Below are 19,909 nucleotides of genomic sequence, written 5' to 3'. Positions count from 1 at the left end.
GCGGAGCGCCAGCGCAGCAGAGTACGCAAATATCGACACCCACAAAGCAGAACTCCCTCCGGGTCCTAAGTCCATGAACCTAGGATCCCGAAGGGAAATACCTTGCTTAGCTCTTTACTTCAAATTCCGCGTCAATCGCGTCGTCATCGGAAGAATCCGCCGAATCACCTTCGGAGCTTGCTTCACCTCCGCCGTCCGCTGGAGCCGACTCGCCTTCGGCGGTGGTCGACTTATAGAGCGCTTCGCTCATCGCGTGGGATGCGGCTTCTAACTCGCCTACGGCAGTTTTGATTGCCGCAGCATCCTCGCCCTTGGCCGCTTCTCGGACCTTGGAAATGGCTGCTTCGAGCGACTGCTTGTCGGCATCCTTGAGCTTGTCGCCTTGCTCCTTGATCAGCTTCTCAAGTTGATAGCAACGTGATTCTGCTTCATTACGAGCTTCTACCAGTTCGCGTTTCTTTTTGTCTTCCTCCGCATGTGCCGAGGCATCGCTCTTCATCTTTTCGATTTCTTCCTCGCTCAGGCCGCTGGATTGTTCGATCCGAACGGTCTGCTCTTTACCGGTACCAAGGTCCTTGGCAGCGACGTTGAGAATGCCATTGGCATCAAGGTCAAACTTCACTTCGACTTGAGGCACACCGCGCGGAGCAGGTGGAATACCTTCGAGGTTGAATTGTCCCAATAGCCGGTTATCGGCACACATCTCGCGTTCGCCTTGGAAGACGCGCACTGTGACGGCAGTTTGATTGTCGTCGGCCGTGCTAAATACCTGCTTACGCTCGGCGGGAATCGTGGTATTGCGCTCGACCAGTTTGGTCATCACGCCACCCAGAGTCTCGATACCGAGCGAGAGTGGAGTGACGTCGAGCAAGAGAATATCCTGCACCTCACCACTGAGAACACCACCTTGGATTGCGGCGCCAATGGCCACCACCTCATCGGGATTGACCCCCTTATGAGGGTCTTTGCCAAAGATTTCCTTGACGACTTCCTGCACTTTGGGAATACGGGTCGAACCACCGACCAGCACCACCTCGTCGATGTCGCCGGGCTGCATCTTGGCATCCTTCATAGCCTGCAAGACGGGACCACGCACGCGCTCGATCAAGTCATCAACTAGTTTCTCAAAATCGGCCCGGGTGATGTTCATCTGTAAATGCTTCGGACCACTAGCGTCGGCCGTAATAAACGGCAGATTGATGTCCGTCGAATGGGCGGAGCTAAGCTCCTTCTTTGCTTTCTCGCAGGCTTCCTGCAATCGCTGGAGGGCCATCTGATCTTTACGTAGATCAATTCCCTGCTCTTTCTTAAACTCATCAGCCACGAAGTTGATTAGGGCTTCGTCGAAATCGTCACCACCAAGATGGGTATCCCCATTGGTGGCGATCACTCGGAACACACCGTCAGCCACTTCAAGAATCGAGACGTCGAAAGTACCGCCACCAAGGTCAAATACGCAGATTTTCTCGTGGGCTTTGCTGTCCAATCCATAAGCCAACGAGGCCGCGGTGGGCTCGTTGATAATGCGAGCAACTTCAAGACCAGCAATCTGCCCGGCGTCCTTAGTCGCCTGGCGTTGGGCGTCATTGAAATACGCCGGTACCGTGATCACGGCTTTGTTTACGGTATGACCCAGATACGCCTCGGCCGACTCCTTCAACTTGCGTAGCGTCTTAGCAGAGATCTCCGGCGGAGTGAACTCTTGATCGCCTGCTTTGATCTTCACATAGTCTTGCGGACCGCCGACGATGTCATACGGAACCATCTTTTCTTCTGAGGCGACTTCGTCATGACGCCGGCCCATGAACCGCTTGATCGAATAAACCGTCTTTGAAGGGTTGGTGACTGCTTGACGACGCGCAGGTTCACCAACAAGTACCTCTCCTTTGTCGGTGAATGCCACCACGCTGGGCGTAAGGCGATTCCCCTCGGGATTGGGGATCACCTTTGCTTCTTTGCCTTCCATCACGGCCACGACCGAGTTGGTCGTGCCAAGATCGATACCAATGATTTTTTCGCTAGCCATTTCTTACTCCTGGTTATGAACCTAATTTGTCAGGTTGAGGAATTGCCAGGCTCACACCAGCAATCCAGTTTTATGTTTGAATCCGGGCTGCTGCACAAATGCGCAGACTAACCCTGATGCCATTTACGCAAAGTTCATGCCGATCAACAGAAAGCAGAGTCAATCACGTAAGATTTTACTATTAAATGACTTAGAGATCGAAATGTCGTCTGGCAAATTGACAGAATTGAGGCCAAAGCTGTCAGAATGGCAGAGTTTGGCGCGGTAAGCTTGCGTTGGGAAATCCACGGCCAATGCCAGATTGGCAGATCTCCCAGCAATGAGCAACTCACTTGGCGTGTTGAATCTCGAAACTCATACTGGTTCGATGGCTAAAAAGAAGAAAAGCAAAGATTCGGCCGAAGGATCCTCCCATGGAGCTAGAATTCCTGCGCAGAGACAAATTGACAAGCTCGATCGCGAAATATTGGCTCTGATGAACCGTCGTGCTGAGTTGGCAAGAAAGCGCAGCCAGAATTCTCAAGCCGACAGTCCTGATTTACGGCTTGCATTGGAACACGTGGTTGAGCTAGGAGCTTCCGACAAGAACCCTCTCAGTGCTGACACAGTCCGATCCGTATTCCGCGAGATCATCAGTGGCACCCAGGCTGCATCCAACAGAACACGGGTCGCCTACCTAGGTCCGGAGTTCACTTACAGCCATTTGGCAGCCATCGAGCGTTTCGGTCAGAGTGCTGAACTGGTCCCCGTTGCGACAATTGCCGCAGTATTCGAAGAAGTAGAACGAGGGCATGCTGATTATGGTTTGGTACCGATTGAAAACTCAACCGACGGCCGCGTGGCCGATGCGCTAGAATGCCTGGCTCGATCCCCTGTTCAAATTTGTGGCGAAGTCCCGCTGAGGATTCGCCATTGCTTGCTAGCCAATTGTGGCCGCAACGAGATCGAACGCGTTTACAGTAAGCGCCAACCCCTCTCGCAATGTCGCAACTGGCTCAGTAAGCATCTGCCCGACGTTCAACTTATCGAGGTCTCCAGTTCCGCTGAAGCCGCTCGCAAAGCAGCCGCTGAACCTGGCTCGGCAGCCATCGCCAGTCAGCAGGCAGGAGTCAACCATGGAGTGGCTGCGCTAACTCTAGGGATCGAGGATAACAGCGACAATGTGACCCGATTTGCCGTCATCGGTATGGAGATCGGCAAGAAGACCGGTAAAGACAAGACTGCGATAGTGTTTGAAATCGACCACCAACCCGGTGCACTGGCCGATGCCATGGGGATTTTCAAGCGTCAGAAGCTCAATATGACCTGGATCGAGTCGTTCCCACTGCCAGGTCAACGGGGGAGCTACCTCTTCTTTGTCGAATTTCAGGGCCATGCTTCTCAATTGCGAGCCCGCCGGGCACTTGCTGCTCTGGAGAAAAGGGCCTTGCGTCTGACTGTACTAGGCTCCTATGCGCAGACCGAGCCAATAGGCTAAACTGAGGGGCTATAGAAACGGCCCCCATTTCTTCCTAGCCGTGGCCGGAAGGCCATGGTTCGTTTCAAATTACACCATGGCCTTCCGGCCACGGCTACAAGAGGATGGGAAGTAGTTCGACAAGTTTCCCCGACAAAGTTTGTTTGGCCTAGATTCGATTGGAGTAGATAGTATGCGTACCCCCCTCATTGCCGGCAATTGGAAGATGAACACAGACACCGCCGGTGCACGCCAGTTGGCCAGCGCGATTGCTAGCCGTGCTGATGAAGCAGCTGGTACAGAACTCCTGGTCTGTCCACCCAATGTCTATTTGTCGTTGGTGCGGGACGCAATTGGAGATGCTGCCGTTGGCCTCGGAGCGCAAAACGTCTATCCCGAAGCCAATGGTGCCTTCACTGGCGAGACAAGTACAGACATGCTTTGCGACTTGGGCGTGCAGTACGTAATCTTGGGCCACAGCGAACGAAGGCACATCCTCGGTGAGTCGGACCAAGATGTGAACAAGAAAACCCTGGCTGCTCTCAAAGCAGGGCTTCGACCGATCGTGTGTGTCGGGGAGCTTCTCGAAGAGCGTGAAGCCGGCAAGACCTCCGAGGTGATTCGTCGCCAGTTTGAGGGGTCGCTAGCCAATGTCTCCGAGGAGCAGATTCTCTCCACCGTCATTGCATACGAGCCGGTCTGGGCCATCGGCACGGGGAAAGTCGCCACCACCGAGCAAGCAGAAGAGGTCCATGCCGATCTTCGCAATCAACTCACCAGCCGCTACAATGCCGAGACTGCCGAGAAGATCCGCATTCTCTACGGCGGCAGCGTTAAGCCTGATAATGCTGAGCAACTTCTATCACAGCCTAACGTAGATGGAGCACTCATCGGTGGGGCGAGCCTCAAAGCCGACGATTTCCTCGCTATTGCAGCTGCCGGGGCCGCGGTTGCCAAGTCCTAGTTAGTTGAATTCAAAAAGCTGAAATACAGTACCAACCTAATTACCAGTCTTCTACGATAAAGACGGAGCTTTCGAAGTGATCATTCCGATTTTTGCCGCATTCCAAGTGGTATTCCAAATCCTGTTGACCTTAGTTGCCATTTTCCTGATCTTGCTGGTTCTTGTGCAACGTGGCCGTGGTGGCGGCTTGGCCGGTGCCTTGGGTGGCATGGGCGGTTCGAGTGCATTTGGCGCCAAGGCTGGCGACATTTTCACTCGTATCACAATTGTCGCTGCCGCAGTGTGGATTTTGCTCTGCATTGCTGCCACGAAGTTTGCTTCTTCCAGCAGTAGTGGAAGCCGGTTAGATATTGGCACTCCCGTGGAAAGCTCTGGTCCTCTAATTCCCGGTGCTGATGCCAGCGAGGAGAGTACCTCAGTAAGCGAGGACCCCGCCGCCAGCAGTGAAAGCTCAACCAGCGAAGCGAGTTCCGACTCAGCGGATGAATCGAAGGCAGAATAGTCCAGTCGAAAACTTTCATAGCCGAACTCTATCCGGTCAAAATCCGATAATTGAGGTACAAACTTGGCCCTCTTGAGCATGACCGGCTTCGGCGAAGTGATCGAACAGCGGGGCGGATATGCCATCGCGGTCGAACTTCGTACGGTTAACAACCGTTACTTCAAGCTCAATATCCGCACAACTGAGGGCTATAGTTCCCTCGAAACTCTCATCGAGTCAGCGATTCGTGAAACCGTAAAACGCGGCACGGTGAGTTGCAATCTTCGTATTCGTCATCTGGCAAGTGCTGAGGACTTCCGGCTTAACACTCGCGTTCTCAATCAGTATGTGGATCAACTGCAGGAAGTTGCGGCCAAACGCAACTTGGACGAAATGATTCGTCTTGAGCCCTTGGCGAGCCTACCAGGTGTTGTCGAACAGCTTTCGGCTGAATCACTCGATGCCGCGAGTTTGTGGCCACTCGTTGAACCGACGCTTCGTAGCGCAATCAACCAACTCACAAAAATGCGTACCGCCGAGGGAGAAGCCCTGGCCGACGATTTGAACGAGCAATGTTCCACGGTGGCCGCTTGCCTCGATGTGATCGAAGGGCAAGCACCCATGATAAGTGAGAACTACCGCAAGCGGATCCAAGATCGCGTGAACGAGGCACTTTCCTCGCTCAATGTTACACTCGAGCCTACGGATCTAGTGCGCGAAGTGGCCCTCTACACCGATCGGGCGGACATTTCAGAAGAAATCGTGCGACTGCGAAGCCATCTTCAGCAGTTCGTTGAAGCTCAGAAATTGCCCGAGAGTGCTGGTCGTAAGATGGAGTTTATCTGCCAGGAAATGGGGCGCGAGACAAACACGATTGGCTCAAAAGCCAATGATGCTCTCATCTCGCAGCAAATCGTCGAAATCAAGACCGCGCTGGAGCGTATTCGGGAGCAGATTCAGAACGTCCAATGACTATCGCTCCCGGAAAATCCGACGTTCCCGGCAGACTCGTCGTCGTCTCCGGCCCTTCTGGCGTTGGCAAGAGTACTGTCGTCAAACAGGTTCTGGAGCGACTAGCAGGGCGACTTGTGCCTAGCATCTCGGCAACGACTCGTGATCCTCGCTCTGGAGAGACGGACGGTGTGGATTACTTTTTCCTCTCCCCCGCGGAGTTTACCCGGCGACGCGAGGCAGGAGACTTTTTGGAAACTGCCGAGGTTTTTGGCCGCGGACACTGGTATGGCACGCTCTGGAGTGCCGTGAGGCCTAGTCTCTCTGCGGGAAAATGGGTACTCTTAGAGATTGACGTGGCGGGAGCCGAGGAGGTTCTTCGCCAGTTCCCGGATGCTCTGACCATATTTATCCAACCCTCGACGATCGAAGAATTGGAACGTCGTCTACGGTCTCGCGCCACCGAGACCCCCGCAGCCATCGAGCGTCGACTGGAAGTGGCCCGCCGTGAGATCGCGCTCGCCCGTCGCTATAAATATCAAGTAGTCAATGACACCGTCTCGAAGGCGGTCGAAGAAATAGTCAACCAATTGCAAAACGAAGGAATTCCCAATGATTGATGCCTTAAAGGAAGAACAGATTGTCAACAAAGTTGGTGGGCGTTTTAAGTTGTCCACGCTGATCCAAAAACGTCTTGCTGCGATTAATGCCGGCGCTCGACCTTTGGTCGATTTTGAGTCCAAAGATAAAATGGAAATCGTGGTACAGGAAATCCTCCAGGATAAAATCTATCTTGATTCTACCAATCAAGTGAAAGTCGCCAGCGAAGAAGTCGTTGCCGATGGTGGACCTCCCGAGTTGGATCTTACCAGTTTGTAGTGTTTAAAAGTGAGTAGGTTAATAAGTGAGTAAGTAGGAAGATTTCCACGAACTCTCACCTACTCACCTACTCACCTACTCACCTACTCACCTACTCACCTACTCACCTACTCACCTACTCACCTACTCACTATGGCACATGAAATCGTAGTCGGCGTGTCCGGCGGCATAGCCGCATACAAGACGGCTGCGCTGGTTAGCGATCTTGTGCAAAGCGGCGTCGGCGTGACTGTCGTCATGACTCGTGCCGCTCAGAAGTTTGTCGGCCCAGCCACATTTCAGGCACTCACTGGCCGGCGCGTGTTGACACGAACGTTCGACCGCCACGACTTTCCGTTGGGTCCCCATATTGAGCTCGCCCGACAAGCGAACCTTCTCTGCGTGGCTCCAGCAACGGCACATTTAATGGCTCAAGCGGCCCACGGCCTTGCCGACGATCTGCTGAGCACTTTGATATTGAGTTTCACTGGCCCAATTGTGCTGGCCCCAGCAATGAATTGCGAAATGTGGGAGAAAGCCGCCGTCCAACGCAACGTCGAGCAACTTCGATCCGATGGATTTCATCTCGTTGGCCCCAATGAGGGTTGGCTTAGCTGCCGACAAAAGGGAATGGGCCGCATGGCCGAGCCTGCCGAGATCGCCGCAGCCGTGAGAAAGTTGCTACAAACCTAGGGCACAAATGGCGTGGCACACATCCTCATCACCTCAGGCCCTACACGTCAGTATCTTGATCCCGTACGTTATCTTACGAACGCTTCCAGTGGCCGCATGGGTGCCGCGCTGGTCGAAGCTTCGTTGGCATTGGGACACAAGGTGACCGTAGTGAGCGGACCCGTCGAAGTGGAATATCCGGCCGGAGCCCGTGTCGTACCTGTTGTCTCGACCGAGGACATGCTCACCATCTGTCGCGAAGAGTTCGACTCGTGCGATGGTTTGATCGGTGCCGCCGCTCCTTGCGATTATCGCCCAGTACATGTCGAGCCCAACAAAATCGCTAAGACGGGCCAACCTCTGGAACTCCACCTGATCGAGACGGACGATATCGTCGCCACACTCGGCGCCGAGAAAGGATTTCGCTGGGTTGTCGGTTTCGCCCTGGAGACTGAGGATCATCGCTTGCGCGCCCTGGCAAAACTCGAACGCAAGCACTGCGACCTGATCGTCTCCAATAGCGTCTCTGCCATGGACTCGCTTGATAACGAGGTAGAAATCCTCAATCCTGCTGGCACCGTTCTAAAACAGATCGCAGGATCGAAGCGATTGGTCGCCGACGAAATCCTCGCCGTAATCACCGAGCGTTTGATCAGATAGCCAGCGCGATCAATTCTTTATATCGGCTGACGAATGTCTCTTCCAATCTCGTGAAGAAACTCGGGAGCAAAATCAGCTCCATTGGGCCACTCGATTGTATTGGTTTCCTCGTTAACAGTGGCTTGTTTAAAAGTCTCGATGTTCTTTAAAGGCTTAAAGACCTCTCCATGAAGTTCATTGACCAAATCGAGTTCCTTGATGCTCCCATCATTAAAGCTTACTTCAAGGCGATAACCTTCCAGATAGCGAACTTCGGTTACGTGGAGAAACATGGTTGTCTTTCTTAAGAAAGTGGCGGTACCTGTTGCAGAGGACGTCTTTGCCTAGCCAATTCCCAGTTCTGCAATAACTCCGCTTGGTGCTGCTCCCTCCACTCAAGTACCATATTCAATGCCCGACGAGGCATGGTTCCTTGCACTTTACCACTGCCTAGATTGACGGTAATTTCTTGATCTTGATAGCGAGCGTGAAAGTGCGGAGGCAGGTGATCATTATAATTCATGAAAATCACAATCCCGTAGAATCTAGAGATTGTTGGCATACTTTGATTATACCACTCGATTTCAGGCTGGAACATCTACGTTCAGCGCGAGTCTCCGACCTATTGGAAGACGCTACATCGCCGCGCGGTTTCGCAACCGTGCAATAAGCCAACGAATCGGCCCACCACCGGGACGTTGCTCGGCAACTAGTTGCCGCTTGGCAGTCTCCCAGTCCGCGGAGCCGTCACCAGAGGGACAGCCGCGGGACTCCCAAATCTCATAAGCACGTTGAGCAATGGCTTCGTCAGAAATCTGTTGAGTAAAAGGGAGGTGATTGGAACTCATAGGTATATCCTCGCAAATGTCCGTTTGGCGATTGATTCAGTGGCTTTCAAGCCAGCGACTGTTATAGCCCCAACAATTCAAAACCTGCAAGGGGAGCATTGCTAGCACAACTGAAGGGGCAAGATTCGTTGGCTGGAGATCGCCATTTACAGCGATTTTAGGTACTAATAATCTGTCAACCTATTCAAACCGCAATAGCGCGTACTTCTTCTTCCCACTCCGCAAGACCAGCACCGTTTCGCTCGCCAGGTGCTCGGTGGAAAGGTGCGTGTCGATACCCGCGATGCGGCGATTGTTGACGTAAGCCCCCCCCTGCTCGACGGTGCGGCGGGCTTCGCCTTTGCTCTTGGACAGGCCGGCCTCGACTAGGGCGTCAACAATGTTGAGGCCTTCGCTAAGCTGTGAGAGGCTTAAAGATTTGCTTGGGACGTCGGCAAAGATTTCGGTGAGTTGGGCATCGGAGAGGTCCGCGATCTCTGCGCCAAAGAAGATTTCAGTGGCTTTCTGCGCGGTTGCTAAAGCGGTTTCGCCATGGACAAGACGCGTAAGTTCTTCGGCAAGGCGGCGCTGGCTGTCTCGTTGACCGGGATTATTCACTCGAGCAATATCCAAGAGCTCGATCTCTTCATGATTGAGATCCGTCAATAGTCGCAGGCAGTTGCCGGCGTCGGCGTCGTCAACGTTGATCCAATATTGATAGAACTGATAGGGGCTAGTGCGCTCGGCATCGAGCCAGACGGCTCCACTCTCGGTCTTGCCCATCTTGGTGCCATCGGACTTTGTGAGCAGTGGCCAGGTGAGGCCATAGACCTGCGTGCCTCGCATGCGGCGGGCCAGATCGATACCCGCTGTAATGTTGCCCCACTGGTCGCTACCGCCCGCTTGCAGTTCGCAACCGTACTTGTCGCTCAGGTACACAAAGTCATAGGCTTGCAGCAGCATGTAGCTGAATTCCGTGTAGCTCATTCCAGCGCTACCGGCATCCTCCCCCCGTCCGAGTCGACTCTTGACCGAGTCCTTGGCGAGCATGACGTTCACTGGAAAATTCTTGCCTATGTCGCGCAGAAAATCGAGATAACTCCAACCGCCGGTCCAGTCGAAATTGTTGACCAATAGTGCTGGATTCTTCGCCTCATCAAAATCCAGAAACCGGGCCATCTGTTTTCCGAGGCCGTCGACATTTTCCTGGAGTTGCTCCTTGGAGAGCAGGTTTCGCTCGTCGCTTTTCCCACTTGGATCGCCGATCATCCCTGTGGCACCTCCAACGACGGCAATCGGGCGATGTCCGGCCAGTTGGAAACGTCGCAACATTAAGAGCCCCATCAAACTGCCCACGTGCAGACTCGAAGCCGTAGGATCAAAGCCGGCATAGAGAGTGCGAGGTTTCTCGGTGAGCCAGGCATCAATGCCTTCATCATTCGTTGTTTGATGAATCAGGTCACGCCAACGGAGATCGGAAATCAGAGACATATTGGAATGCGGATTTGGGATTGCGGAATGCGGAATTCAAAAAACGAAACAGCGAGGACTATCTTAATTCCGAATTCCGAATTCCGAAATCCGAATTCAACCTATCTCCACATATCATCTCCGGCAAAGGGATTGGCGAAACCATCGAGCTTCGGCTTGGGGAGAATTTTGAGTATCTGTTCGGCGAGCTTGAGGTCGTCGCGAGTGGTGATCTTTAAGTTGAGTGGTGAGCCTTCGACAATAGTCACCGGATGTCCGGCCAACTCCACAAGTGCAGCATCGTCGGTTGCAGCTTTCCCAGCACGAGCCGTGTACGCCTCCATAAGCCACTCGCGGCGGAACACCTGCGGAGTCTGAGCTTGCCAGAGTGATTCACGGCTGACGGTCTCCGTGATCTTACCCTGAGCGACTCGCTTCAAGGTTGCCGTCTCGGGCACGGCGAGGATCGCGGCGCCATCTTTCGCTGCCGCCTCGAACACCGCATCGATCCATTTGTCGGCCAGGCAGGGCCGAGCAGCGTCATGCACGGCAACGAGATCGCAATCGGGTTTCACCTTCGCGAGGGCTTTTTCCACCGAATCTGCCCGCTCATCACCACCGCGGCAGACTTCGACACCCAAGATGGCAAGATTCGCCCCGAACTTGCGTTGGAATTCCTCCATGTCCTCGTCGGCAATCACCACAATAACTTGTTTCACGTCAGCCCGATTGAGAAACTTTTCCGCCGTGTGGAGCCACACGGCTCTACCGGCGAGCGGGGCAAAGGGTTTCTTATAATTCTTGTCATGAAACCGCCGACTGGCGCCGGCGGCGGGCATGATCACGGCAACATTGGACATGATAGGCGAGCCAGAAGCGTTAGCGCCTGGAGATACAGGCAAGCCGGATGCGTAAGCTTCCGGCAAGGGTGATTCGTGGTCAGTAGTAGATGGCGAAACCGCCAAGCTAACACATTTCCATTCATTGCGGTATCGTCCTTCGGGCGCTAGCGGAGAAAAGTCTGGGCAGGTAGGCTAAAAGGGACTAAAACTACTCTTTCACTTCGCCAGGCTACCGTCTGCAAACTTTCCTCACCCTGCGAGAACCCGCGAATATGAGTGATGGCAAATCAATAGAAAAAGATGCTGAGGAATTCGCCCAGCGCTACAAGGCTGTCCGTGAGCAACTGGGCCGCGTGATTGTGGGGCACAGTGATATCGTCCATGGGGTTCTCACTTGTTTATTCGTCGGTGGACATTGCCTGCTGGAAGGGGTCCCCGGATTGGGCAAGACGCTTCTGGTGAAGACTCTTGCTGAGACGCTGGACCTCGACTTTTCGCGAATTCAATTTACCCCTGATCTAATGCCCGCCGACATCCTGGGGACCAACATGGTGGTAGAGACTCCCGAAGGAAGGCGTAGCTTCGAATTTCAAAAAGGGCCTCTCTTCACTCAGATATGTCTCGCAGACGAAATCAATCGAGCTACCCCCAAAACACAATCAGCAATGCTCGAAACCATGCAGGAGCAAAAGGTGAGCATTGCGGGGAAAGTGTTCCCGATGAAGTTGCCTTTCTTTGTGATGGCGACGCAAAACCCAATCGAGCAGGAAGGGACCTATCCACTCCCCGAAGCACAGCTTGACCGGTTTTTCTTTAAGCTCGTTGTGGGTTACTCCAGCCGCGAGGAACTGGCCACAATCATCGACCGCACTACGCGTGGTGAAACGGTGAAACCTGACAAAGTGATGGACGGCGAAGAAATCCTCCGTTGGCAGCAGCTCATACGAAAAGTCATCATCGCCCCGCATGTGCAGGATTACATCGTGCGACTCACTTTAGCCACCCATCCCAATGGCCCGTTCGCGCAACCCGCCACGAATCAATACCTGCGGTGGGGTTCCAGCCCTCGCGGTGCTCAGACGATCTCTCTTGCCGCGAAAGTGAGGGCCCTCTTGAACGGCCGCTACAATGTTAGCTTCGACGATATCCGCCGGGTTTATTTGCCAGCAATGCGACACCGGGTGATACTTAATTTCGAAGCCGCCGCCGAAGGGATCGAGCCGGATCAGGTCCTAACCGATATCGTGAAGAAAGTTCCTGAAAAGGCGGACGAAAAATAAGCAATGCGGAATTCGGATTGCGGATTGCGGATTGCGGAATAGCGAGAGGTGCCATGGAGCGACAATCCAAAAAGCCTAGCATTTGGCCGGGCATGCAGACAAGAAGGAGCCAACTTTTCGAATCGATTGTCATGTTGTTTCCCGCTATGATTGGAATTGTGGTTGCTTTCTTACTCATCCTACGTGGTTGCATGGTGAAACCTTGAGCAAAGCAACTCAATCCCCGCTACTCTCGCCTGAACTTTGCGCTCAATTGGAGCGGCTCGAGCTCGTGACTCGCAAGATATTCCGCGGCCGTATGAAGGGTGAACGCCGCAGCAAGCGCAAAGGGCAAAGCGTCGAGTTCGCGGACTTCCGCAACTATGTGGCGGGGGACGACCTCCGGCAGTTGGATTGGAATCTGTATGCCCGGCTCGACAAATTGATCCTCAAGCTGTTTCTCGAAGAGGAAGACCTGCATTTCTATGCTTTGATCGATGCGAGTCTCTCGATGGATTTTGGCGATCCAACGAAGTTGGAATACGCCAAACAGCTTGCCGCAGCGCTGGCTTTTGTCGGCTTGATTCGGGCAGACCGCGTGAGAATCGAGACGATCGATCAACCCGTGTCGCAACGAAATCCTGTCTACCGCGGGAGGGCCAGTGCTTGGCGGATGCTGCAGCAAGTCGGGGCAATCGAGCCGCAGGGCGGTACGCAACTCGCCACGGGAGTAAAAAACTTCTGCATGCGAAACCCGGGGCGTGGAATCGTAGTACTGATCAGCGATCTCATGGATAAGGAGGGATACGAGTCAGCCCTCAAGTATTTCTTGTCGCACGAAATGGATTGCTTTGTGATTCAGGTCCTCTCCCAAGCGGAAATAGAGCCAGACGTTAAAGGAGACCTGAGACTGGTCGATTGCGAAGATGAAGACGAAGCAGAAATCACGGTCAGCGCGCCCCTCTTGCGAAAATACCACGAAACACTCAACACATTTTGTAGCGGAGCACAACAGTTTTGCGCAAAGCGCGGCATGCACTACCTGCTGGCAAACAATCAGGTACCCGTCGAAGAGTTGGTCGCTAAACACCTGCGCCGCAGAGGACTCGTTCGCTAACGCATCATGGAAAGTCTCTTTCGCAACTCACTGGGGCCGACTGCCTGGATCATCCTGGGATTGATTCCGCCAGCAATCTTTGCGCTCTATTTCCTTAAACTCAAACGCCAACCACTTGAAGTACCGAGCACCTACTTGTGGCATCGCGTGATTGAAGACCTGCATGTGAACAGCCTCTGGCAGAGATTGCGCAAGAGCCTGCTGATGTTTTTGCAGCTCTTGGTCGTCGGCCTTGCCATCCTGGCCGTGCTCCGCCCGGGGTGGCAGGGCGAGTCTCTGCAGGGCGAACAGTTTATCTTCCTCGTTGACAATTCGGCGAGTATGTCAGCCACCGATGGCGAGAATGGCCGCTCACGGCTCGACGAGGCCAAAGCACGAGTCTCGGCATTGGTGGACCAAATGGAGTCGGACATGTCGGCAATGATTATTTCTTTTGCCGAACAACCGAACGTAGTGCAGGAGTTTACTAACAATCGCCGACAACTGCATGAGGCATTGGCTCGAATCGAGCCCTCAGCAGCCCAGACGGATCTCACCGGTGCTCTGCGACTTGCCGACGGATTCGCTAATCCTGGTCGAGTGACGATTGAGGACGAAAACGCTGAGTACGAGGTGACTGAACAGCGAAATATTCAGCTCTATATTCTTAGCGACGGCCGCTTTGCCGGAGTGGAGGATTTCTCGCTGGGAAATCTGCAACCACTGTTTCTGCCAATAGGATCGTTATCTGCAGAGAATGTCGCAATCACCGCCTTCAATACTCGTCAGAATGAAGAACGTCCTGAATTGCGCCAGGCTTTCGTCCAGCTAGCAAATTTCAGCACGGAAGATCACTCGGTCGTGGTCGAACTTTATCTCAACGATCAATTACTTGATGCGGCCGAGGTACAAGTGCCTGCTGAGGCAGTCGCTTCGACGACCTTCAACCTCCTCAGGGAAGCGGAAGGGGAGTTGCGCGCCACGATTGACCCGGGGAATGACTTCAAAGACGAATTGGGAATTGATAACACGGCCTATGCCGTTCTGGAGAATCAGCGTGATTCACGGGTTCTGCTTGTTACTCCCGGCAATAATTCTTTGGAAGCCGCTTTGACGACCGATCGTGCCAAGCGATTGGCGAAAGTAGAAAAGATTACACCTGCAGAACTTGAGGGAAATGCCTATCAACGAGAAAGTCAAACTGAGTATTACGATCTAATAATTTTTGACCAGTGCGTACCTAAATCCATGCCGCAAGCCAATACGCTCTTCATTGGCACAATGCCTCCTAGTGATGATTGGACGAAGGCCAATGATTCCGAAAGCGTTGTAGGTCCCCAGATTATCGACTGGCAGCGCAGTCATGCTTTGCTGAGTCTGCTGGAATTGGGAGGAATCCAGATAGCTGATGCGAACATCGTGAGGCCTCCCCTGGGTGGCCGAGTTCTCGTCGATTCCACGGACGGACCTCTTGTCGCGATCGCACCTCGAGATCATTACGAAGATGTCGCCATCGGGTTTGAAATCATCGGAAAGAATGCCGCGGGGGAGAGTACGTTTAATACAGACTGGCCGCGAAAGCATAGTTTCCCAGGCTTTTGGCTCAACGTACTCGATCATTTTGCAGGGGGTTCAGACGATTCTCAATTGGCAAATCGTCCTGAAAAAATGGTGGAACTGAAACTGAGCCCCACAGAAGAAAATGTCGAGGTAATCCTACCAGATGGCTCGCGTCAAAATGTCGCTGTAGACGATACCGGCCGACTTGGTTTTCAGGACACCGAACAGCTGGGGGTTTACGACGTGCTTGTGGGAGGCCGTCGAGCCAAGCAATTCGCCGTGAATTTGTTTGACCGCCCTGAGAGCGATGTTGCCCTACGCGTTAGGCAAGAGGGAGAAGATAGTCTGAATACAGTGGAAAGCTTGGAGATCGGATATGTCGACGTGGCAGCCCAACCGGCTCAAACGGAAATACGACGGGAAATGTGGAAACCCTTGTTGCTGCTGGCCCTGTTCGTCTTGCTCTTGGAATGGTATATCTATAATCGCCGAGTGTATATCTGATTGGACCCCAAACGAGTAGCTCAGAGCATCCAATGGGATTGCTCTCGGACTAGAATGATTCCGGGCTGGATTGAATCTGAGTTGGAAAACTCACCATTGAAGGCGGAACTTTTCTCCGAGAAGTAATGCATAACACAATTGATGAGAGGCATTCTAAGCGGAAAAGCAGTGCGGCTCTGAAACGTTTAATCGAAAACGATCTGATCCGTCGCGTCAGCGGCGAGGAGTATCGCCGCAAAGTGCAGCGAGTCTATGGCGGACCCAAAGGTGCTCTGCTTTCTACTGCCAGTCTGCTTTCATTGCACGTTCCTCTCGGCGAACGTCTGTTTCGAACCCGCAAGTATGATTTGCGCGGAATGAAATCGATTCTCGACGTCGGGAGTGGAGCGGGACAGATTGCCCAACACTTGCTCAAGTATTCCGACCCAGGCACAGAGATTGTTTGTACCGATCTGTCGCGTCAGATGCTGCACCGGGCTCGTTTGCGGCTTAAGAGTTCCCGGCCAGAATTTGTTACTGCCGATTTGGAGCGATTACCTTTCGCCGATGGCTCGTTTGATGGGGTGACGTGTGGCTATGTCCTTGAGCATTTGCCCGATCCTCGACCAGGTCTCAGTGAAATTGTCAGGGTCATGCGCAAAGGTGGACGTATGCTGCTACTTACCACCGAAGATAATCTGGCAGGGGCGTGGACCAGCCGCCTTTGGATTTGCCAAACTTACAATCGACAGACTCTCATGGGAATGTTGGAAGAGCTAGGACTCGTTTGCCGACAAGAGTTGTGGTTCACAAAAATGCACAAGGCGATGAAGGCCGGTGGTATTTGTGTTGAGCTCGAAAAACTATAGCTGACGAATATACAGTGAAATTTCAACCTGCTGACTCTGGTGGGTTTTTCACTAACTCCAGCACTGCGATTTCTGGAGGACAGTTCCAGCGGAGGGGCGTCTCGCCGCTAATGCCCCGTGTGACATGCATGACCGTGTTCCCCCTTCGGAAGGTGCCACAAGCGAAGCGAGTGCCATAGAGACTTGGCGCTGCAACGGCGCCCAACAGTGGAAACCGTACCTGTCCTCCATGCGTATGCCCGGCCAAGGCTAAGTTCACTCCTGCCCGATACGCCCAGTCAATCTGGTCAGGAGTGTGCAATAAACCCAACCGAAAAGCATTGACATCAGAGTGCTGAGGATAAGACGGCGCATGACCTACCCACGGTAGTTCGTTGCCTGCGATTTGCACCGAAGTTCCATTCCAAGAAACTTCACGACAACAATCGCCGACGTACAAGAGCCCAGCTTCTACAAGCTCTGCCACGGTCCTCTTGGCATCGATATACAGGTCGTGGTTGCCGAGAATGAAGTAGACTCCCAATCGTGCTTGTAACTGCCCCAGACTCTCGATCAAACAACTGCGGCACGATTCGTTTTCGATCAGATCCCCAGTGAGGACGATGACATCTGCTTTGGCAAGATTCACCTGATCTGCAACAAAGTGGTACCATTCACTGCCAATGCGACCTGTCAAATGGAGATCACTCAAGTGAGCAATTCGAATCCCCGCTAGCTGATCCGGTAGCTGAGGAATAAACAATTGCTTTGAATCAACAGAAAGACTTAGTGCCTCATTCAGCGGAATAGCTCCAAGCATTCGAGGATACCATCCAACCCATTGCCCGCTTCGAAATGGCTTTTCGGGACTTACCAGCTCACTCTGCTTGCTAACGAGAATAGTAGGATCGTCCTCGGGAAAAAAGCCGACCATTCGAGCAAGTATGTTGCCGTAACCTATGAAACAGCAGAAAAGGAAATAGACCTTCACTAAGATACTCAGATTGCTGTCCGCTGCAGTCGAGAGAAAGCCTCCTCCAATCGTCCACCACTGGTACACGATGACCAGAGGAAACACTGCAAAGCCAACACAGCACAGCAGGGTAAGATAATCAATGATCCGGTGCGGGCCATTCCACCCGTGCAATCGGTTTACGATTGCCACCCAGAAATATCCATGACCGATAATCGAACCCAGTGCGATTGCAATCAAAAGCAGTGGGGGCATGTTGTGTCGGTCTCTTTAGGAACTGATCTGAGTTTGCCGGTGTGGCTGGAGAAAGTCTCTAATGAAGCTAGTGAGTGCAGAAACTAGGTTGATGAATTCGAGGCATCGATAGTGCTCTCAACAATGCTCACCAACTGATCGAGACGGAACGGCTTATAGAGCACATGCTGCAACCCGGCCTGGCGCGCCTTCACGATGGAATGGCCCGGATCGTAACCAAACCCGGTCATCAAGACCATCGGCACGCGTTCCATAAGTTCTGCCAGCTTCATCATCAACCCATAGCCACTCATATCGGGCAGGCGAATATCGGCAATAATCACGTCATATGCCGACCCAGCCGCCAGATTGCGAACCATGAGACAAGCTTCATAGCCATCATGGGCGGTCTCGACGACACATTGATAACGTTCCAAAAGGGCATGAGCCGCAGAACGTACCGATTCGTCATCATCCACCACTAAAATTCGCCGACCGACAAGCTTCGGGCGTGACTCGGTCAACCCACTCACCGGCTGGGCCTGAGTCGGGCTCAAGCTTTGGCCAACCTTCTGGATCACCTGCTTGATGTCACGGGCATTTCGAAGGATACGATGCAGGCGTTCCACCACATCGGGCTCGTGGCCAATGTAGCGTTCCATGATGTTCACGGCATCATTGAGAATCACATCGACCGGCAGAGCGACGGCACTGTGAATCGCCTCGACACTCGCCGCGGCGGTACTCGCCTTCTCAGCAGCGAGTAGCTCCAAAGTATTGAGTGCGACCGCCACGCTCCGGGCGAAGATTTCGAGAAACTGCAAGTCGCTTTCGGTGAAGGCGCCACCCTCGGGACTTTCTACGTTGAGCGTTCCGATAACCTGGTCGTGCAGGATGAGCGGAACTGTCAGTGAACTTCGTGCTCCTAGGACCCCCTCAAGATACAAAGGGTCCTCTAGAGTGTGTTCGCAGATATAACTCTTGCCGGTGGCTGCCACGAATCCAGTCACGCCATTGCCAGTGGTGCTGGCGTACAACTTCCTATCCGCGGCTTCGGGCAGCATGCCGACTTCCAGCAGGGGAATCAGTTCGCCCGTGTCTTGATCCAGCATGCGTATTTCGACGACATCCAGCTGCAGAATCTCTTGAAGACACTGCAAGATGTTCGACTTCAACAGTTCAATACGCTCTTCTTCCAGAAGCTGCGCGACGTCACTGGTGGTCAAGTCCGCAAGTTCCACACCTGCGTGATGGATTGCAGCCAGTTTTTGCTGCTGCAATACCTCTTCGCTCATGTCATGCACGCTAACAACAAGAGTTTGAGGAGGCTCCTCGCTTCCGGGAATAAACACCGGAGCTGCATGCAGGCGGAAATATTTGTTGTCTTCGCGACGCATGATCGAAGCACAAGCTCGCCGCGTTCCTAAGGCACTGTGCAAAGGGCAAAAATCAGGACCCAAGAGTTCGGGGCTACCCATCACTCGGTAAAAGTTTTCCCCAAGTACTTTTTCCGCACCACTCCACTCTTTGAGCCGACCATTGCCCCAGAGGATGTTATATTCCTTATCGAGAAGCACGACGCCGTCAGGCATCCCTTCAAGAATTCGATCGCCACAGAAAAGTTTGCTGATATCGAGAGAGTTGGTGAAATTCTCAGCATCGCAGTAAACGGCCGCAAACTCTCCACTCACCAAATTAGACAAAACCTCAGGCGTAGAATGGACCTGGACAATGTCCACTTCCTCACCCAGGTGGGCTGGGAGATTGACCGTAGAGTCGTGGGAACCGCCAAAAAAAAGAACCTTTGGCCGCTCGCCCGATTCCTCGTTATTCGTTGACGCGTCTTCTGGCGACACTATAGATCCTGACACCACACACTTCCGACTGTCGGTTGGTAGAAGCTCACGGACCGCACTGCAGAAGTGGGGATGATACCGTCATCTCTACTAGGGTAATAATAGTCCATTATAGAGTAGGTCCTCAAACCCAACAAGTTTACTCTCTGTTGGGCAAGCTCCTTTGGAGCAGCTCTCATGAGGTCGCACGGTTCAAAGTTAGACCTGTTACGAAGCAGAGTCGCCTTCGAACAGGGAACCCGAGGGACGGTTTAGGTGCTTCCAGGCAATAAATCGTGGCAAAACCGAGAAAAATGAACTGCCCAGCGACGGCTTAGTTTCGTACAATCACTAGTCCCTCCTGCCGACTTTGCGGCTGCCGAGAGGAGCTGTTGCTCCATTTCCCCGTTCCCCGATATTTACCCCTCCCCTTCA

At 53.2% G+C, this 19,909-nt stretch carries 20 protein-coding genes; 12 read left to right on the top strand and 8 right to left on the bottom strand.

All coding sequences use genetic code 11. The features are described from left to right. Positions 1–106: 106 nt before the first annotated feature. A complete protein-coding gene (gene dnaK, locus Pr1d_RS10025; RefSeq protein ID WP_148073401.1) occupies positions 107–2,026 on the bottom strand; it encodes a molecular chaperone DnaK in 1,920 nt (639 codons plus the stop codon). A gap of 319 nt (positions 2,027–2,345) precedes the next feature. Between dnaK and pheA the strand changes: the two genes are divergently transcribed. The 8 genes from pheA to Pr1d_RS09985 all read left to right on the top strand — a co-directional run bounded on the left by pheA (position 2,346) and on the right by Pr1d_RS09985 (position 8,068). Next, positions 2,346–3,503, top strand: a complete 1,158-nt coding sequence (pheA, locus tag Pr1d_RS10020) for a prephenate dehydratase (protein ID WP_238476676.1) — start codon at positions 2,346–2,348, stop codon at positions 3,501–3,503. A 172-nt stretch (positions 3,504–3,675) separates the two neighbouring features. Beyond that, a complete protein-coding gene (tpiA, locus tag Pr1d_RS10015; protein ID WP_148073400.1) occupies positions 3,676–4,446 on the top strand; it encodes a triose-phosphate isomerase in 771 nt (256 codons plus the stop codon). A 76-nt stretch (positions 4,447–4,522) separates the two neighbouring features. Continuing rightward, positions 4,523–4,948 carry a preprotein translocase subunit SecG gene (gene secG, locus Pr1d_RS10010; RefSeq protein ID WP_210417944.1) on the top strand — a complete coding sequence of 142 codons (426 nt, stop codon included), beginning with the start codon at positions 4,523–4,525 and terminating at the stop codon, positions 4,946–4,948. 63 nt (positions 4,949–5,011) lie between these two features. Then, a complete protein-coding gene (locus Pr1d_RS10005; RefSeq protein ID WP_238476675.1) occupies positions 5,012–5,899 on the top strand; it encodes a YicC/YloC family endoribonuclease in 888 nt (295 codons plus the stop codon). Then, positions 5,896–6,498, top strand: a complete 603-nt coding sequence (gmk, locus tag Pr1d_RS10000) for a guanylate kinase (RefSeq protein WP_148073399.1) — start codon at positions 5,896–5,898, stop codon at positions 6,496–6,498. Before Pr1d_RS10005 ends, gmk begins: the two co-directional genes overlap by 4 nt. Beyond that, positions 6,491–6,757, top strand: coding sequence for a DNA-directed RNA polymerase subunit omega (locus Pr1d_RS09995; protein ID WP_148073398.1), 267 nt, complete (start codon positions 6,491–6,493; stop codon positions 6,755–6,757). The genes gmk and Pr1d_RS09995 overlap by 8 nt, the downstream gene beginning before the upstream one ends. 132 nt (positions 6,758–6,889) lie before the next feature. Continuing rightward, entirely contained in the window at positions 6,890–7,429 is a 540-nt protein-coding gene (locus Pr1d_RS09990; RefSeq protein WP_148073397.1) for a flavoprotein, read from the top strand. Positions 7,430–7,441: 12 nt separating this feature from the next. Beyond that, positions 7,442–8,068, top strand: coding sequence for a phosphopantothenoylcysteine decarboxylase domain-containing protein (locus tag Pr1d_RS09985; protein ID WP_148073396.1), 627 nt, complete (start codon positions 7,442–7,444; stop codon positions 8,066–8,068). Positions 8,069–8,085: 17 nt separating this feature from the next. Here Pr1d_RS09985 and Pr1d_RS09980 read toward each other — a convergent pair whose 3' ends face one another. The 5 genes from Pr1d_RS09980 to ispD form a co-directional block, all read right to left on the bottom strand. Beyond that, positions 8,086–8,340, bottom strand: a complete 255-nt coding sequence (locus Pr1d_RS09980; RefSeq protein WP_148073395.1) for a DUF2442 domain-containing protein — start codon at positions 8,338–8,340, stop codon at positions 8,086–8,088. Between the two features lie 11 nt (positions 8,341–8,351). Further along, the gene (locus Pr1d_RS26650; protein WP_148073394.1) at positions 8,352–8,609 is read right to left on the bottom strand and encodes a DUF4160 domain-containing protein; all 258 of its coding nucleotides are present in this window, start codon (positions 8,607–8,609) and stop codon (positions 8,352–8,354) included. Positions 8,610–8,682: 73 nt separating this feature from the next. Beyond that, positions 8,683–8,895 (bottom strand): DUF2934 domain-containing protein, encoded by a 213-nt coding sequence (locus tag Pr1d_RS09970; protein WP_148073393.1) that lies wholly within the window; start codon positions 8,893–8,895, stop codon positions 8,683–8,685. A gap of 180 nt (positions 8,896–9,075) precedes the next feature. Continuing rightward, the gene (gene tyrS, locus Pr1d_RS09965; RefSeq protein ID WP_238476674.1) at positions 9,076–10,365 is read right to left on the bottom strand and encodes a tyrosine--tRNA ligase; all 1,290 of its coding nucleotides are present in this window, start codon (positions 10,363–10,365) and stop codon (positions 9,076–9,078) included. Between the two features lie 101 nt (positions 10,366–10,466). Next, positions 10,467–11,204, bottom strand: coding sequence for a 2-C-methyl-D-erythritol 4-phosphate cytidylyltransferase (ispD, locus tag Pr1d_RS09960; RefSeq protein WP_148073391.1), 738 nt, complete (start codon positions 11,202–11,204; stop codon positions 10,467–10,469). A 254-nt stretch (positions 11,205–11,458) separates the two neighbouring features. Here ispD and Pr1d_RS09955 point away from each other — a divergent pair, with 254 nt between their 5' ends. From Pr1d_RS09955 to Pr1d_RS09940, 4 genes are all read left to right on the top strand, one after another. After that, entirely contained in the window at positions 11,459–12,466 is a 1,008-nt protein-coding gene (locus Pr1d_RS09955) for an AAA family ATPase (protein WP_148073390.1), read from the top strand. A gap of 271 nt (positions 12,467–12,737) precedes the next feature. Next, complete coding sequence (locus Pr1d_RS09950; protein WP_238476673.1) at positions 12,738–13,562, top strand: DUF58 domain-containing protein; 825 nt, start codon at positions 12,738–12,740, stop codon at positions 13,560–13,562. Positions 13,563–13,568: 6 nt separating this feature from the next. Next, positions 13,569–15,605 (top strand): vWA domain-containing protein, encoded by a 2,037-nt coding sequence (locus tag Pr1d_RS09945; protein ID WP_148073389.1) that lies wholly within the window; start codon positions 13,569–13,571, stop codon positions 15,603–15,605. 125 nt (positions 15,606–15,730) lie between these two features. Beyond that, positions 15,731–16,453 carry a class I SAM-dependent methyltransferase gene (locus Pr1d_RS09940; RefSeq protein ID WP_148073388.1) on the top strand — a complete coding sequence of 241 codons (723 nt, stop codon included), beginning with the start codon at positions 15,731–15,733 and terminating at the stop codon, positions 16,451–16,453. 22 nt (positions 16,454–16,475) lie between these two features. On the opposite strand, the gene Pr1d_RS09935 is transcribed toward Pr1d_RS09940, so the two are convergent. Together Pr1d_RS09935 and Pr1d_RS09930 are read right to left on the bottom strand one after the other, a co-directional pair. Beyond that, a complete protein-coding gene (locus Pr1d_RS09935) occupies positions 16,476–17,660 on the bottom strand; it encodes a metallophosphoesterase (protein WP_148073387.1) in 1,185 nt (394 codons plus the stop codon). Positions 17,661–17,743: 83 nt separating this feature from the next. Beyond that, on the bottom strand, positions 17,744–19,510 hold the full coding sequence (locus Pr1d_RS09930) for a hybrid sensor histidine kinase/response regulator (protein WP_238476672.1): 1,767 nt from the start codon (positions 19,508–19,510) through the stop codon (positions 17,744–17,746). Positions 19,511–19,909 lie beyond the last annotated feature (399 nt).

Source organism: Bythopirellula goksoeyrii, from assembly GCF_008065115.1.
GTDB classification, from domain to species: Bacteria; Planctomycetota; Planctomycetia; order Pirellulales; family Lacipirellulaceae; genus Bythopirellula; species Bythopirellula goksoeyrii.
The sequence above is the reverse complement of the archived record's forward strand: the minus strand, read 5'-3'. Positions and strand labels throughout refer to the sequence as shown.